Origin of the sequence: Sheuella amnicola (assembly GCF_010499255.1) — a bacterium.
In the GTDB taxonomy this organism is placed as follows: Bacteria; Pseudomonadota; Gammaproteobacteria; order Burkholderiales; family Burkholderiaceae_B; genus Zwartia; species Zwartia amnicola.
Genome location: NZ_JAAGRN010000002.1, coordinates 326,667 through 343,955 on the forward strand (window position 1 = coordinate 326,667; position 17,289 = coordinate 343,955).

Here is a 17,289-nt window from a genome sequence, read left to right on the forward strand (position 1 = left end):
TTTATATTTAATTCGATAAATCGATTAAATAGCGTAGGGAAAATAAAACCGTGTCTTTTCCGCAAGAGGCACGGTTTTTAAGCACCTGGTTCAACTGGTTTCTTTCAAGCGGTTCAGCTTTGAACGCTTGGTCATGTTGTGTTTGCCTGAAGATTTCGTACACAATCCCGTCAGCAACCGACATCTTGCAATCACCCAAAATACCAAGATAAAGATTGCGCTCACGCAAGGTCAACTTACCGGTTCCGGCACCGTCCTGAACAAGAATCCTGACATCGGCTTGCTTCTTTATTTGCTTAAGCATGCCTGCATATTGATCAGGATCGGTATGGCCCGCAAAAAACGAAGAGACGTATATGGGTTTGTCATTGATTTTTCTCAACTCGACGGACTCGGTCTGTAAGTGATCACTCAGCTCTCTAAATGCCGCTTCATCACGCCATCTGCGATCATCTATTTCCAGCGTGATATACCAACCTGAGATTTTCTCCACGGGTAAAACGCTCGACCAATGTTTCGCTAATTCGACATCGAGGTATCGCTGTCGTCTAAAATAATCTTCTAACACGCCGACGGGTTGTTCAAGACGGACAAACACCTCCGGATCTGCATTCAATCCGACAATAAGTTTCAATCCGGCGTTTAACGCATCCTCCAGCCTGTTTTTCAGCCATTTCTGACTCTGAGGATTGGAAAATGCATCGCCGTGGGCAGTCCACTGCACAATGACGGTATCCATTCCCCGAGCTCGAACCGATTGAAAGATCGCAGGCCAGCGATTGATATCAAGCGCTAAGTCCCGAACTTGAGGTTGATAAAAAATGGCCCTATCCGCATACGAATATGCGGGGACCAACAACATTAACCACATAATCATTCGCACGAGAAACATTACCAACGTCCCCCAAGTGTCAACATTGCAGTGGACTTATCGTTCAGATACGTCGACAACGCGTATTGGAATTCGATTCCAACCGTCACCTTGCTGGCATACGCGTTGTAGCGACTTTCATTTCCCCAGATATTCCAGCGAACACCGACTCCAGCACGAATATCGGCTTGCGTCTGTTGATTAAGCGAATTCCATTGAATATGCGTATAAGGCTCAATCGTCTGACTCTCGCCCATCTTGTTGTGATAACTCACTCGATAATCCGCAGTCAAAGAAGATAATCTGTTCGAAATGTAATAGGCTGCATCCAGATAAAGGTTTTGCGCAAGCCACCCATTTGATGACGGATGCCATTCGTCACTGTACTTGCCGCTATTGAAAAATGAGCCACTTGCTCTGATAAGCGTATTTGTGGACGGGCTGGATCCTTGATCAAGAGGAAACTGTTGCTCGACCGCGAAATTGATGACTTGGGTGCTGAAAGGCTTCCACCTGAAGCCTGCCGCTATGACCGGGGCATATATGGGCAAAGCCGAGCCGGAAGGCCCGTTTCCGGCAAAAACCCTCGAATATGCCGAAAAAGTTTTGCCATCATCGATTGCTGGATTGCCAAGTCGGTACGCTACTTCAGCCTGCGCATAACTCTTGTAGTTCAAGCCCGGTTGCGGAGCATTCGGAACGGAAGCCACCTGGTTACCGCTAATCGCATCTGCACTAAATGTCCAACGTCGCTGCAAATCTTCGTGCATTCGTCGCAATCCAAAACGCTTGTCCTCCAGCTCCGGAGTCATTTCGGTCTTTGTATATAAATCGATTTGATCAATGGCTCGTTCTGTGAATCGCGTCGCTTGTTCATTTTGACCTAAGCGCTGGTTTACATAAGCTAACTGCTCGACCAATCTGCTATCGTCGGGACGCATTTTTAATGCTTCGTCCAAATATGTCTCAGCGGTTTTCACATCGTTTTGATGATAATAGGCATAACCTAGTGCAGCCTGAACCGAACTGTTTTCAGTATTCAATGCCAGCGCTTTTTTCAAGGCTTCGAGTGCGGCTGCTTCATTTTTCTGCTTTCTTTCAAGTGCGGCCAGCAGTTCAAAATATTCCACTTTCGGCTTTTGTTTGATTGCGCGACGAATATCGATCAGAGCTTGCTTCGGATGTTCTTGCTGCTCGGTGATCGCCTTTAACCATAAATACTCATCATCCCGCCTTCCACCTCGTTTCGCATACTCAGCCAATATTCGATTAGCCCATTGCATATCGTCAACTGAAACGGCCGTATATGCTGCGGCTTTTAAATCCGCAGTGGTCGACTGCTTGCTCGCCAACACTTTTTTCCACATCTCAAGCGATGTTCTGTAATCCTTGGTTTCAAAAGCCTGATAGGCAAGTTCACGCGCAGATCCTATTGCTTGATCACGTTGGTACGCTTGCGTGTAGGCATACTGGGCAAGGCCGACTTTTTGCAATTTCTGATAACAGCGCCCAAGCCGTCGCCAATCCTCTGCGCTGTAATTCACCGAATAATCCTCGAGAACTTGTTCAACACCTTCGCAGTCATTCAATGAGTCAAGCAACTTGGCTTGGCTACTTCTGTCTTGTACATTTCCTAGTGGCCTTGCCAGCTTGACAAGGTCGAAATGCGTCAACATTTTCGGATTGTCATTCAGCAACCCATTTAGCCGATCGAATAATACTTTTCTGATCCCCGGATCTGCGTGTCCAAATGGATATGCATCCATCAGCAAGTTGAATGAAGTGGACTTGGCGCCTTCTTTATTTAATCGATAGCTAATTTGATCCAGTTGCGTGGGATGTAATGTTTCGACATGAGGCAAATACTTTGCCACTTGCGTTGCAGTGATCTTTCCTGGGTTCGACTCGTATGATTGCAGAACCAGCTCTGCCTGAAATGCTCTGTTTTCATCAAATTCGCATTTGTAATCAAGCAATAATTTCGACTGTTCGTGTGATACCGCGGCCAATAGCTCAAGCCACTGTCTTTCATACTGCGGTGAACTTAAATCCGGTTTGTGACTATGGATAAAGTCAATCAATTTGTTCTTATTTGTCGCAACGGTTTGAGCAAATGCCAATCGCTCTGTAAGCGTTTGGCGCAATTGATCATCGGCTTGAAGATACGGATAAGCATCAATCAATAGTTGTATGGCCTGATTTGGCGAATTGGCCTGAATCAGTTGATAGGTTATTGCGTCCAGCTCGTTAGGTTTGTTGCTGATCGTTCGACTGAGGGATTTTATATAGGTGCTTAATAACTCCCGGTTTTGAGTCGCAATTAAATATTTGATTGATTCTTCAAGATGAAAAATCTCGTTTACCTTGAATTTAGGTTGATACTCCAACAATAATTTTTTATTTTTATTGAATTCTCCCGCCAAAACTTCGATCCATTTGTGTTCATCATAGGGCTCTGTAAAGTCCGGCTTATTTCTGATCAAGATGCTTTGCAGCTGGACGGGCTCAATGGCTTTGTCCTGAATCTTCTGCAGCATTTGTTTGTTATGTTTTGTCTTTGCCTCAATCAACGCTTGTTCTATATCCTGCCGTTGAGGGTTTTCTTTTGATAGTTGATCCAGGACAGCAATCGCTTCATTGAGCTGATCATTTTTTTCATATGCATTGGCCAAATAGAGCGAGATTTGAGGTTGATTTTTCGACAACTTGCGTGCCTGATAAAACTCCGAAATCGCTACGTGCAGTTCATGGTCGTCCATCGCTCTGAAAGCACGTTCAAGATGGGGGTATACGATAAATTTTTCATATGACGAAAGCCCTTGCGACCAGTCCGGATTTTGTATCGATTTTGGAAAACCAATGACCGGAATCGATAGCATGACAAAAACCAGTAAATTGGCGGCAAACTTCTTAATTGTCATCGCGCAGCTTCACTTATTAATTTATGCATTGAAGGCTGAAGCTTCTTTTGCAAGGCAAGAGCCTCGTCCAGTGTCTCCTGACTCACAATATTGCGACTGACAAGAAATGAACCAAGCGTTTCATCCGTTTTCTCATGCTGAAGTAACACAGCTGCAAGCGAGGCATTATCTATACGACCAAGCGCGCAAAGCACTTCGGCAAATAGAAATTGTCTCGCCGTAAAATATGCCCATAGTTCAGCGGCCTTTTCCGCTGATATCCGTCCGGTATTTTTTGCAATTTCAAGCAATGTGCGCGGATCTTCCTGCTGTTTTTTTCGGGAATACCAATGGCGCAATCCAACGGTTACCTGCCCATGAGGCACAATCACATAGCTTATTTTTGACTTTAATTTTCGCGATAGCGCAGCAAGAGATATTGGATCCAGCACAGATTCGCTCGCTAACATCATTGCACCATCCTCGTTCTTTATTGGTAAGACGGCATACCGCAATGCAATGTTTTCAGGAAAGGCCTTAATCAACGATGGATCGATTTGATAGGCATCAATGTTCTGCATATCAACCTCACCCTGTTCTGCAAGCGCCCGAGCAAAATCTTCCGAAGTAATCATGCCTTGATGAACAAGCCATGTTCCAATTTTGATTCCATGCGTTTTATGAATCAATGCTTCATTTAGTTGCTCGGATGTCAGGAGATTTCGTTCGATCAAAATTTGTCCGATCATTTTTCTTGAGCGATTCTCTCCACCGATACTTGGAAAGTCATGCGTTGTTTTATCCCAAGCAACACGGTGGGGGTTTCCTTCCATCATGATCTGACGAATAGCTCTCCAGTTCGCCAGAAAATTAATGTAGTTACCCCAAAATAATCGCGGTATCGACAGCAACCCTTGAAAAATTCCGTAGTACGTAGTGACGAAATAAATTCGCTGCACCATTCGGTTTGCCATGAAAAAAAGATTAATCCAAAGCAAATCTTTCAGTAATGTGTTGCTCTCGAATATCGACATGAACTGATACGCATCTTGCCAGTAGTTTTGATAAAGCCACAAAAGCCCTAGTTGCAACAAAATGATCGTTGCGATGAAACTGACAAAATTCGTAATCACGCCCTTACGGTCGCGCCAGAGAAAATAGTTGATGATCCAGTTTTTCGACCAACGATGTGTGACATATCCTTGAAATACGATTCCGATAATCCAGCGGGATTTTTGTCGAACGGCTGTTTGCACCGTATCGGGAAAGAATTCTCTAACGCAAATAACCTGTGATGCGCGAAATGCTTTTCCAAGTACACGAGTAAGTTGCCAGGTTTTTTTACTTGTGTCGATGACAGGAAATCGCACAAATATTTCCTTCATTCCCTTTTCTTTCAAACGGAACCCGATATCGTAATCTTCCGTCAGGCTTTGTGTATCGAATGCAATGCCATCTCCGTCGGCGACAAGCGCAAGCACGGCCCGACGACTGAAACAGGTGCCCACTCCGGCACTCGGCACTTGTCCCGCAATCGCTTCCCTGACAACAATGTCCTTGCCATGAACCTCGGCAAATTCATCAAGATACGACATGCTGGTAAAGTTCGACCATTGTCTTTCAAATGGGTATACGGGTACCTGGATTAAGTCCTTTTTGTTTACGAGATGATTAAATAATCTGAGCTCCATGCTCGAAATGACATCTTCGGAATCATGCAAAATGAAGCCGGAGAACTCGAGATTTGCGCGCTGCTCAAACTGAAATATCGCGTCAAGCACATTATTCAGGCAATCAGCCTTACTGGTCGGGCCCGGACGCGCGCATACCACTTTATGAATATTCGGAAACCGGGCGCAAACCTCATCTACATCTTTTTGCGTATCCGGATCATTCGGATAGGTGCCTACAAAAATGTGATAGTTTTCATAATCAAGTGTCGAAGCCGCTAGTTGGGCCATATTACCGATGACACCTGTCTCTTTCCACGCGGGAATCATGATAGCGAGAGGCTGTTCGGGCGTTGCGTACAACGCTTTCGCATCCATGAATGGATGCCGCTTGAATATAACGAAATGACGCCACGTGTATCTTACCCAATACACTACATCGATGAGCAAATCATCGAGGCTACTGACAAATATGCAGATCGCTATAAATACGGCAACATATTTCAGGCCGTATAGATATGTCGAAAAATAATCGACTAACCACATTTTTTTCCTGTTTATCTGATTTTGACGCTTGGAAATGCAACAGCCAACTGATGGCATCCATCTAAGCGCTCAGCCAGATGCGTGGTTATTTTATTCGAATAGTTACCAAACTTATATGTAAGTTACTTTGTGATGAATGATTTTTATCAAAAAAAAGCCCGCTTCGAAAACTCGAAGCGGGCTAGCCTTTTTGACGAAAGAATCAAACGTCCAGATTGGCTGCCTGCAACGCATGCGTTTCTATAAAGACACGCCGGGGTTCAACTTGATCACCCATTAACGTTGTGAAGATTTCATCTGCGGCAATCGCATCTTCAATCTGAACACGCAATAAACGACGTACTTTTGGATCCATCGTTGTTTCCCAAAGTTGCTCAGGGTTCATTTCACCCAAACCCTTATAACGCTGCTTTGAAACACTGCGTTCGGCTTCGCTACGCAGCCATTGCATTGCCTCACGGAAGTCGGCGATCATCGATTCCTTACGTTTATCACCTTCACCGCGAGCAACCATCGCGCCCTTACCGATCAAGCCTTCGAAGGTTGCCGCAGCGCGAGCCAGCACAGCATAATCACCGCCTTTGATAAAATCCATATCCAGAACAGAAACCCGGACATTGCCATGATGCTTGCGTCGAACGATTAAACGATGCTGCTCTGATCCCTGATGATATTCAGCGGACACTTCCACCTGGCCGGGTAACAACGGATCCTGCAGCGAGTCGTGCAATCTCTTGGCTGATGCCTGAGCTGCTTCCATCGACTCGATGTCTAGCGTCACGCCACCAACAATCGCCGATAAAGTCAATTCGTCCATAAAACGGGACAATCTTGCAATCACAGCATCAGCCATCAGGTATTGCTTAGCCAGTTCAGTCAACGCATCGCCGGAAATCACCGAAGCACCTTCGTGAGGTGTCAGCTGCGCATCTTTTAACGCAAGCTGAAGCATGTATGCGGCCTCTTCAACTTCATCCTTCAGATAGCGCTCATCCTTACCAGCCTTAACCTTATAAAGCGGAGGTTGAGCAATATACACATAGCCTCGCTGAACCAGCTCAGGCATTTGACGATATAACAGCGTCAGCAAAAGCGTGCGAATATGCGCACCATCCACGTCGGCATCGGTCATGATGATGATGCGGTGATAGCGTAGTTTTTCAACGTTGAAGTCCGGACCGATACTCGTACCGAGCGCCGTGATTAGCGTAGTAATCTGCTCGCTTGCTATGAGCTTGTCGAATCGAGCTTTCTCGACATTCAACACCTTGCCGCGCAATGGCAAAATCGCCTGGAACTTGCGATCACGGCCTTGTTTTGCAGAGCCGCCCGCCGAATCGCCCTCAACGATATACAGTTCGCACAATGCCGGGTCTTTTTCCTGACAGTCAGCAAGCTTACCAGGCAGACCTGCGCCTTCGAGCACGCTCTTGCGACGCGTCATCTCGCGGGCCTTACGCGCCGCTTCACGCGCTCGGGCCGCCTCGACAACTTTTGAACACAAAGCCTTTGCGTCGATCGGGTTTTCAAGCAACCACGTTTCTAGCGTACGCGCCACAGCGTCTTCAACAGCCGGTCTGACCTCGCTCGATACAAGCTTGTCTTTTGTCTGGCTGCTGAACTTGGGTTCCGGCACTTTGACCGACAACACACAAGTCAACCCTTCACGCATGTCGTCACCCGTGGTGTCGACTTTTGCGCGTTTGGCTAGCTCGTTTTCGGCAATGTATTTGTTGATGATTCGCGTCATTGCGGCGCGCAAGCCGGTCATGTGCGTACCACCATCGCGCTGCGGAATATTGTTGGTAAAGCAAAGCACTTGCTCGCTATAACCGTCGTTCCACTGCATGGCCACGTCTACGCCAACCATCACTCCACCGGCGTTGGACTCGGTGCTGACGGAAAAAACATTGGGATGCAATACTGTCTTCTGTCGATTGATGTATTCGACAAAACCTTTGACGCCGCCGGAGAAGGCGAAGTTTTCCTCTTTGCCGTTACGCTGATCGACAAGACGAATCTTGACGCCATTGTTCAGGAAAGATAATTCTCGCAACCGCTTCGAAAGAATCTCATAGTGATATTCAACGTTGCTGAAAATTTCCGTATCGGCCAGAAAATGAACTTCAGTGCCCCGCAAATCGGTTGTGCCGGTCACCGCAAGAGGAGCAACGCGCTCACCCTGACGGAACTCCATTTCATGGACTTGGCCATTGCGACGAATTTTTAGTCTCAGCCAGGAAGACAAAGCATTCACGCAAGACACGCCCACGCCATGCAAGCCGCCCGATACCTTGTATGAGTTCTGATCAAACTTTCCGCCGGCATGAAGCTCGGTCAGTACGATTTCCGCAGCGCTGCGCTGAAATTCATCGTCTTTATGAATATCGGTCGGAATTCCACGACCGTTATCTGTGACAGAGATGGAGTTATCTGTATGGATCGTGACAACTATGTCATCGCAATGCCCGGCAAGAGACTCATCGATCGCGTTATCGACAACCTCAAAAACCATATGATGCAAGCCCGTGCCATCCGACGTATCTCCGATATACATACCGGGACGCTTTCGAACGGCTTCAAGGCCTTTGAGCATCTTGATCGAGTCGGCACCATAGCCATCCTGATCGTCACTGACTTGCTTGATTTCTTCTGACATTTCTAGATCCGCATTGGCATGACGACATATTTGAAGGCTTCGTCATCGGGCAAAGTTATTAGGGCGGACGCATTTGCATCCGGCATGATCGACCAGCGAACAGTTTCAGCTTTTACATTGGACAGGAAGTCCAGCAGATAGCTGACATTGAACCCGACATCGAGGGACTCATGCGAATAATCGATGTCTATTTCTTCCTGCGCCTCCTCCTGCTCGGCATTGGTGGAGGAGATTTTCAATAGATTCTGTCCCAGCTGCAAACGTACGCTACGGAACTTGTCTGTTGTCAAAATCGCTGCTCGCTGCAAGCTGCCTTGCAAAATTTCGCGAGAAACATCGAAATGTCGCGTGTAGTTAGTTGGGATAACCCGATTGAAATCGGGGAATTTCCCTTCAACTAATTTTGAGACCAATTCCACATGACCAAAAGAAAAGCGGATCTGCCCTGGTGCGACATCGATCGTGACTGGATCTTCACTATCGTCTAACAAGCGTTGCATTTCCAGAACCGTTTTGCGAGGAACAATCACCTCATGACGCGCCGCAATTCCATCAGCGGGTGTTGAACAATGCGCAAGTCGATGGCCATCGGTTGCCACGGCGCGCAGCATGCCAGGCTCAAACACCATCAACATTCCATTCAGGTAATAACGGATGTCCTGTTGCGCCATCGCAAAATGCGCCATATTGAACAAGTGCTTGAGCGTCTTGCGGGGCAAGGTCAACGACACATCCCAACGATCAGGTTGAGTCATTGTCGGAAATTCTGTTGCCGCCAATGTTTGCAAGCTGAATCGGCTCTTGCCTGCCTGAACCGCCAATTTTCCGCTGGCCGTAGACAAACGCACGTCTCCGGTATCCGGTAGTGCGCGCAAAATATCCACCAGCTTTTTAGCCGCCACTGTCAAGGATTCGCTATCTTGTCCAACCCCGAAATCGGCATGGGTCGTAATTTGGACTTCCAGATCGGTGGCAATGAAAGATACTCTGCCTGCTTCTTTGCGCAGAAGAATATTTGCCAGGATCGGCAGCGTATGGCGACGCTCGACTATTCCTGCCACCGTTGACAACGGTTTGAGCAAAGCTTCGCGGGGGGTCTGGACAAGTTGCATGGATTAGCCCTTTAGAGTTTGTTCGAGTACATGCAGCGTATGGTTAAGGTCTGTCTGCTTGGTGCGTAAATCGGAAATCTTGCGTACCGCGTGCAATACGGTCGTATGATCACGACCACCAAACAGATCACCAATTTCTGGCAAGCTTTTTTGCGTCAGTTCCTTCGCCAGATACATTGCTACCTGACGCGGCATAGCAATATTGGCAGGTCGACGTTTCGAATACATGTCGGCGACCTTGATTTTGTAGTAATCAGATACGGTTTTTTGAATGTTTTCCACCGTAATCTGACCGTTCGATACGGAAAGCAAATCTTTCAATGCGTCTTTACAAATATCCACACTGACGACATCGCGACCGTGAAATCTCGCGTATGCAAGCACCTTTCTCAAGGCGCCTTCAAGCTCTCTCACATTGCTTCGTAAATGCTTGGCTATAAAGAAGGCAACATCTTCCGGCATGGGTAAGCCTTCTTGCTCGGCTTTTCGCAACAAGATCGCGACCCGCATTTCCAGTTCAGGTGGCTCAATCGCCACCGTGAGACCCGAATCAAAGCGGGAAATCAATCGACTATCAATCCCTTCCAGCTCTTTCGGGTAGGTATCGCTTGTAATGATGATCTGCTTGCGTTGTGCGACCATCGCTTCGAACGCATAGAAAAATTCTTCTTGCGTGCGCTTCTTATCTGTAAAAAACTGAATATCGTCTATCAACAACAAATCAAGCGAATGGTAATAGCGTTTGAACTCATCAAATGCCTTACGCTGATACGCTTTCACCACGTCCGAAACATACTGATCGGCATGCACATAGCGAACCCGAACAGCCGAACCGTTTTTATTGCCGGCGGCCACCATTGCATTTCCGATTGCATGGATTAAGTGAGTTTTACCCAGACCCACGCCGCCATATAAAAATAGTGGGTTATAAGATGTACCAGGATTTTCTGCGACCTGAAACGCTGCCGCGCGAGCCAGCTGATTCGCCTTGCCCGTCACGAAATTATCAAAAGTCAGATCGGTGTTCAGTCTAGACCTTTCATCTACTGAAGACGCCGCGGAATTGTTTTCACTGGGTTGTTTATCGGTGGGGGGCGCTTTCTTTAAAACTTCCTGGGCTAGTTTTTCGATCGAGGAACCGGCAGTTTTTTTCGTGGCACTGCTTATTTGTTCTGCAGCAATGTCGATCTTCCCCACATTGGCTACGTGCTTGGTTTGGGCGACATTACCCGGCAATTCAAGCAACAAGTGAACCGGCTTTTTAAACCATTGTTCTGCATAGCTTTCAATTTGACTAGAGAAGTTTTTACGAACCCAGTCCAGTTTGAATCTATTGGGAGCAGACAGGCGCAAAACTGCCTCTGACTCGTCAAAAGCAACCGGTACCAGCGGGCGTATCCACGCGCTGATTTGCTGAGGGGGGAACTCCTGCTCAAGATGCTGAATACAGGACTGCCAAAACTCTTTCATGTGACTCGCTAATCAAACCTCGATTCTACCCTGTCCATCGACAAGTTATCCACAGGGCTTTCGGATCATATCCCGATAATATCAATCTAACCATTTGACTAATTTCAGTTTTTTTGCTGAAATGGAGGGCTTTTCTGGGTAACTTAGCCTGGATAACTGATTAAATCTTATTTTTTAATCATCTTTATTCACCACTTATTCGCTCTTTGTTGGGCCATTCATCATGAAACGTACATACCAGCCTTCCGTTACCCGTCGTAAACGCACACACGGTTTCCGCGTCCGTATGAAAACCCGTGGTGGCCGCGCCGTGATCAATGCTCGCCGCGCCAAGGGTCGCAAGCGTCTGGCCGTCTAAGTTTCTCGCGTCTAATCGCGCTTGCAGGTATTTTTTCATCCTGCATTCTTAGTACAGTCATGTCACGCGCCACGTTTCCTGCGGCGGCGCGCATGCACCGCCCCACAGAATTTGCTGCTGCCCTAGCAGGTAAGCGCATTGCCCGTGGGGCTTTTTTCATCGTAACGGCCAAATTCCATTCGGTCCTCGCATCGAATAGTTATGATCTTCCAAAGACGACCTCTGTCGACTTAAACAAATCGACTCTCGTCGTCCCTAAAATAGCTCGTCTCGGGTTGATTATGGCTAAGCGGTTTGCCGTTCATGCCTCCACCCGAAATGCCCTCAAAAGAGTGGTGCGTGAATCTTTTCGGGCACAACGCCACGATTTGCCTGTTGCAGACTTCGTTGTTCGCCTAAACATGAAAATCCATGACATGACTCTTTCCGAGCTTAAATACGCTGCCCGCCAAGAGGTTGATGCCCATTTTTTAAAGGCCCGAAGAAAATGAGCAATTTCTTCAAACTTTTGTTGATTGCCCCAATTCGGGCATATAAATTCTTTCTTAGTCCATGGATGGGGCAATCATGCCGTTTTACGCCAACATGTTCCTCTTATGCTATTGAGGCAATTGAAACGTGGGGCGTTTTAAAAGGTCTTTCATTGGCTTTGAGTCGAATTGGTCGATGTAATCCTTGGTGTGAAGGCGGACATGATCCAGTTCCGGAAAAAAACTGTCCCCACACTCAACACAAAGGTTTATCTTCCCGCTGTCATGCCGATTAACGCTAAACTGCGTTGCTTCACGTTATCTCTCTAGTTTTCTGTTTCGCTTTTTTTTTATTAGGCAAGAATGGACATCCGACGCACCGTATTACTAATGGTTTTTTCGTTTTCCCTACTGATGTTGTGGAACAACTGGCAAATCCATCACGGCAATGCACCTCTTTTTGCACCCGCTCCCGTAACGAATAAGGATACCGGCAAAGGTGATGCCAACGGGGCGACTCCTTCTGCCGGCGTACCTTCCGCACCTGTTGGATCAGCAGCTGTTGCCGGTTCGGGCTCAGCTGCAGTTGCAAACGCAACAACCCCACCTGCTGCTCTTTCGTCCGGATCACAAACAGTAGTTGTTACAACCGACGTCCTTAAACTTACTTTTGATCTTCAGGGCGCACAACTTGTTCGTTCCGATTTGCTCGCATTTCCGGCATCTGATGACAATTCGAAGCCAACTGTTTTGCTCGACAACACAAACGGTCACTACTACGTAGTGCAGTCAGGCGTATACGATGCCCCGGCCGGCCTAATTTACCCTAATCATCTTAGTCCTTTTACGATGATCAGCGATGCAAAGGAACTTTCGGGCGATACCTTGGTTGTTAAGTTCGCATCAGAGTCCGGTGGCGTAAAAGTTACGAAAACATATACGCTCAAACGTGGTCAATATGTGATCAATGTAGATCACCAAATTGAAAATACGACGTCTGCTCCAGTTACACCATCTCTTTATCTACAAATTACTCATGATGGCGTTGATCCGAATCAAAGCTCGGCGCCAAGTTTTTTAAGTGGCCCTGCCAACTTCATGGGCCTGGCCGTTTATTCGGATAAAGATAAATTCCAGAAAATTACCTTCCAGGAAATCGAAAAAAACAAAGCCTCTTATGCCAAACAAGCTGATAATGGCTGGTTTGCTTTAGTTCAGCACTACTTTGTTACAGCATGGATTCCTAACGAAGGTACGAATCGCCGTTACGAAATTACCGAGATTAAAGAACCACAGAAAAAAAATCTTTATGCAATTCGTAGCATGGAGTCTGTCGGAACAATCAATCCAAACTCCTCTGCAACAATTAAGGCTAAGTTGTGGGTTGGTCCTCAAGATCAATCCGAACTCGAAAAAGTCGCACCTGGCTTGGATCTTGTGATCGACTACGGTTTATTGACCATTATTGCCAAACCGGTTTTTTCTCTAATGACCTGGTTGTTCACAATTCTAGGTAACTGGGGTTGGACCATTGTTGCTTTGACCTTTTTAATCAAGGCCGCTTTTTATCCTCTATCTGCCGCAAGTTATCGATCAATGGCGAAAATGAAGCAAGTTTCGCCACGTCTACAAGCATTAAAAGAAAAGTTTGGTGACGATCGGCAAAAATTAAATGCTGCCATGATGGAGATGTATCGGACTGAAAAAATTAATCCTTTAGGGGGTTGCTTACCAATCGTCATTCAGATTCCAGTCTTTATTTCACTCTATTATGTTCTTGGTTCCAGCGTTGAACTACGTGGGGCTCCATGGATTCTTTGGGTTCATGATTTATCCCTGCGTGACCCCTATTTCATTTTGCCTGCCATCATGATGGCTACGATGTTTCTGCAAATGAAACTGAACCCGACGCCTCCGGATCCTATGCAAGCAAAAGTCATGATGTTCATGCCTCTTGTATTTGGTGGAATGATGTTCTTCTTCCCCGCAGGACTTGTTTTGTACTGGTGTGTTAATAACATTTTGTCTATTGCGCAACAGTGGTACATCACCAAATCAATCGAAAAACAAGCTGCAATTGCACATCGTTGATAATGCTTTTAAACAGTCAACCCATCGTTGCCATTGCCACCGCCCCGGGTCGGGGCGGTATCGGCGTAGTAAGAGTATCTGGCCCCCATCTGGGGCCTTTTATTTTTAAGTTGCTGGGAAAAAATTTAACGCCCCGCCATGCTCACTATCTGCCCTTTCACGATGAAAATGCAGTAGCGATTGATCATGGCATTGCGCTTTATTTTCAGAACCCAAATTCATACACCGGTGAAGACATTCTTGAATTACAAGGACATGGCGGCCCGGCAGTCATGCAGCAATTACTTCGTAGATGTTTAGCCGTTGGTACTGAATTTGACTTGCGTCTTGCCGATCCGGGGGAATTTACTCAACGCGCATTCTTGAATAACAAGATCGATCTTGCCCAAGCCGAGGCCGTGGCAGATCTGATTGATGCAACTTCCGAAGCGGCGGCTCGCGCAGCAGCTTCTTCATTGTCAGGTATTTTTTCAGAACGAATTAATCTGTTAGCCACATCCATCGTGCAATTAAGGCTACTGGTTGAGGCAACTCTTGATTTCCCGGAAGAAGAAATCGAATTCCTTGAAAAATACCAAGCTCGTTCTAAACTAAATTCAATCCGTCTGGATCTTGATCAAATCATTGCTCAGTCCAGGCAAGGGCTCGTTTTACGAGAAGGATTACATGTTGTACTTGCCGGTGAACCAAATGTTGGTAAATCAAGTTTACTTAATGCCTTGGCAGGGGAAGATCTTGCAATCGTTACCGATATTGCCGGCACAACTCGCGACAAAGTGACTCAGATCATTCATATCGAAGGTGTCCCCATCACCATCATCGATACTGCAGGATTGCGAGATACAAGCGATTTAATCGAATCCATTGGAATCAGCAGAAGCTGGAACGAAATCAAGAAAGCTGACGTGATCCTTCACTTAATGGATGCTACAAAACCTACTAGTCATCTAGACGATAAGATTGATTCGACTCGAAGTCGTCAAAGTATCGTTTTGTCAGTGATGAATAAAATTGATCTTCTAGATAAAACAGCAACCCTGCCTAAAGAAGCAATAGGCATATCTGCTCGAACTGGCCTCGGTTTGAATCACTTGAAAAAAAAGCTTCTTGAAATAGCAGGATGGAATCCTGGGCAAGAATCACCTTGGCTTGCTAGACAAAGACATGTTGATGCGCTTGAACAAGCACGCATGCATCTTTCTTTGGCTCACGAACATGCTGCAGAAAGTGATCGTGTATTGGACTTATTTGCTGAAGAACTAAGACTTGCCCATGATGCATTAGGCAATATCACCGGAAGAATGACTCCTGATGATTTACTGGGCGAAATATTTTCCCGGTTCTGTATCGGTAAATAATTAGACTCGTTCGAGACTACCTTTCACTTTTTTCTGTTGTTTTATTGCTGCTGTTACAATTTTTTTGTCTTTTTCTTTGTGTGGATAACAAGGCGGTTGTAGTTGTGTACAACTTGTGAAGAGTTGTTCAACAAGTTCGATATTTTTAAAGCCATAAAAACTTATTCAAGTTCATCCCCAATTGCGCACACAAGTTATACACTACAAAAAAAACGCGTAACTATATGATTTATATAGTATTTATATAGATGTTCCACTTATCCACAAAGCATCTTATCCATTAGTTTTTATATATATAAAAGATAAATAACTAAATACAACTGACCTCATTCAACAAAATTTTAAGATCAAACAAACTCTGTTTTTTTCATAACGACGTGTGTTTAAATTGATTTTCGGTATTCATCTTGAAAATAATTTCACAAAATTACTGCGTTGTTTGATCTTGCGTAATGACATTAACTTTTAAACTTTCTTTAATTTTTCAATTGCATTTGCTAGGGTTTCTTCTTTCTTTGCAAAACAAAATCGCACAAGATTGTGGTTTGAAGCCTCTGCGTTTGAATCTTTATAAAACGCAGAAACCGGTATCACGGTTACTCCGTATTCTTTTGTCAGCCAAATTGCAAAATCTGCCTCGGATATTTTCGCAATTTCACTGTAATCGGCTAACAAAAAAAATGTTCCCGGGCTGGGTAGTACCTTAAATCGAGTTTCTTGTAGCCCTGCTGTCAATTGGTCTCTTTTTTTCTGATAGAACGCCGGAAGATTCAAATAGGTAGATGCATCCTTTGTATATGCTGCAAGTGCATGTTGTAAATTGGACGGAACAGTAAATACAACAAATTGATGTACTTTTCTTAATTCAGATGTCATTTCTTTTGGAGCACAAACATACCCAACTTTCCATCCTGTTGTGTGTGTTGTTTTTCCAAAAGATGAAACAACAAAAGTTCTTTCAACTAGTGAGGGCCTGGTAGCCAAACTTAGGTGCTTGACCCCATCGAAAATAATGTGCTCGTAGACTTCGTCAGACAATATCAAAATGTTTGTATTTTGAACAATTTTTTCAAGTTCATCTAAATCATGCTCATGAATAACTGCACCAGTAGGATTGTGTGGAAAGTTCACAATCAACATTTTAGTTTTCGAAGTGATGTTTGCTCTGACGCGATCCCAGTCAACTTGAAAGGTTTTTCGTAGCTCTGTAGGAGGATCCATTGGTACGGAAACAGTTGAAGCACCTGAAAGTTTAATTGCCGGTAAATAACAATCGTATGATGGCTCAAGAACAATGACCTCATCCCCTGTTCCTACGGAAGCTAGCATAATTGACATGATCGCTTCTGTTGCACCAGAGGTTATCGTAATCTCAGTATCGATATCATATTGATGGCCATAAATAGTTTTAACTTTTTCACTAATAACTTCACGTAAACCTTGTACACCCGTCATGAAGGGATATTGATTAAAACCATCGGCCATTGCTTTAGTGACTAAAGCTTGCAATCGCTCATCAGTGTTGAAATCAGGAAATCCCTGTCCAAGATTGATTGCCTTGTAATCGACAGCCAACTTGCTCATTACGGTAAATATGTTTGTTCCTATCTCAGGAAGTTTCGAATTAATTTTCATATATAAACTTTTTAATATTTGAGATTTCCACAGCTTTTACACATGATATACAAAGTTATTAACTTAGTTATCCACAATTATTTTGTTTCACGTGGAACAAATGATTTTTAATTTAGATGGATAAAAACATCATACGTTTCACGTGAAAC

The 17,289-nt window shown here is 45.3% G+C and carries 13 protein-coding genes; 5 read left to right on the plus strand and 8 right to left on the minus strand.

Annotated features, from left to right (window positions below; all coding sequences use genetic code 11):
- Positions 1-7: 7 nt before the first annotated feature.
- From G3I67_RS04150 to dnaA, 6 genes are all read right to left on the minus strand, one after another.
- Positions 8-892 (minus strand): DUF4434 domain-containing protein, encoded by an 885-nt coding sequence (locus tag G3I67_RS04150; RefSeq protein ID WP_311197043.1) that lies wholly within the window; start codon positions 890-892, stop codon positions 8-10.
- Positions 892-3,792 (minus strand): NfrA family protein, encoded by a 2,901-nt coding sequence (locus G3I67_RS04155; protein WP_163651819.1) that lies wholly within the window; start codon positions 3,790-3,792, stop codon positions 892-894. The genes G3I67_RS04150 and G3I67_RS04155 overlap by 1 nt, the downstream gene beginning before the upstream one ends.
- Positions 3,789-5,987, minus strand: coding sequence for a cyclic di-3',5'-guanylate-activated glycosyltransferase NfrB (gene nfrB, locus G3I67_RS04160; RefSeq protein ID WP_163651821.1), 2,199 nt, complete (start codon positions 5,985-5,987; stop codon positions 3,789-3,791). The genes G3I67_RS04155 and nfrB overlap by 4 nt, the downstream gene beginning before the upstream one ends.
- A 202-nt stretch (positions 5,988-6,189) precedes the next feature.
- Positions 6,190-8,646: a DNA topoisomerase (ATP-hydrolyzing) subunit B gene (gene gyrB, locus G3I67_RS04165; protein WP_163651823.1), complete on the minus strand. Its 2,457-nt coding sequence runs from the start codon at positions 8,644-8,646 to the stop codon at positions 6,190-6,192.
- 2 nt (positions 8,647-8,648) lie between these two features.
- Complete coding sequence (dnaN, locus tag G3I67_RS04170; protein ID WP_163651825.1) at positions 8,649-9,758, minus strand: DNA polymerase III subunit beta; 1,110 nt, start codon at positions 9,756-9,758, stop codon at positions 8,649-8,651.
- 3 nt (positions 9,759-9,761) lie between these two features.
- Entirely contained in the window at positions 9,762-11,228 is a 1,467-nt protein-coding gene (gene dnaA / locus G3I67_RS04175; RefSeq protein ID WP_163651827.1) for a chromosomal replication initiator protein DnaA, read from the minus strand.
- A gap of 223 nt (positions 11,229-11,451) precedes the next feature.
- Here dnaA and rpmH point away from each other — a divergent pair, with 223 nt between their 5' ends.
- Positions 11,452-11,586, plus strand: a complete 135-nt coding sequence (rpmH, locus tag G3I67_RS04180; protein ID WP_006578231.1) for a 50S ribosomal protein L34 — start codon at positions 11,452-11,454, stop codon at positions 11,584-11,586.
- On the opposite strand, the gene G3I67_RS04185 is transcribed toward rpmH, so the two are convergent.
- Complete coding sequence (locus G3I67_RS04185; RefSeq protein WP_163651452.1) at positions 11,543-11,680, minus strand: hypothetical protein; 138 nt, start codon at positions 11,678-11,680, stop codon at positions 11,543-11,545. The genes rpmH and G3I67_RS04185 overlap by 44 nt on opposite strands.
- Between G3I67_RS04185 and G3I67_RS04190 the strand changes: the two genes are divergently transcribed.
- The 4 genes from G3I67_RS04190 to mnmE all read left to right on the plus strand — a co-directional run bounded on the left by G3I67_RS04190 (position 11,646) and on the right by mnmE (position 15,505).
- Positions 11,646-12,077: a ribonuclease P protein component gene (locus tag G3I67_RS04190; protein WP_163651829.1), complete on the plus strand. Its 432-nt coding sequence runs from the start codon at positions 11,646-11,648 to the stop codon at positions 12,075-12,077. The two genes, G3I67_RS04185 and G3I67_RS04190, sit on opposite strands and share 35 nt — an antisense overlap.
- Entirely contained in the window at positions 12,074-12,352 is a 279-nt protein-coding gene (gene yidD / locus G3I67_RS04195; RefSeq protein WP_163651831.1) for a membrane protein insertion efficiency factor YidD, read from the plus strand. The genes G3I67_RS04190 and yidD overlap by 4 nt, the downstream gene beginning before the upstream one ends.
- 67 nt (positions 12,353-12,419) lie before the next feature.
- A complete protein-coding gene (gene yidC, locus G3I67_RS04200) occupies positions 12,420-14,147 on the plus strand; it encodes a membrane protein insertase YidC (protein WP_163651833.1) in 1,728 nt (575 codons plus the stop codon).
- 2 nt (positions 14,148-14,149) lie between these two features.
- Positions 14,150-15,505, plus strand: coding sequence for a tRNA uridine-5-carboxymethylaminomethyl(34) synthesis GTPase MnmE (mnmE, locus tag G3I67_RS04205; RefSeq protein WP_163651835.1), 1,356 nt, complete (start codon positions 14,150-14,152; stop codon positions 15,503-15,505).
- Positions 15,506-15,970: 465 nt separating this feature from the next.
- On the opposite strand, the gene G3I67_RS04210 is transcribed toward mnmE, so the two are convergent.
- Positions 15,971-17,140: a methionine aminotransferase gene (locus G3I67_RS04210; protein WP_163651837.1), complete on the minus strand. Its 1,170-nt coding sequence runs from the start codon at positions 17,138-17,140 to the stop codon at positions 15,971-15,973.
- Positions 17,141-17,289: the final 149 nt, after the last annotated feature.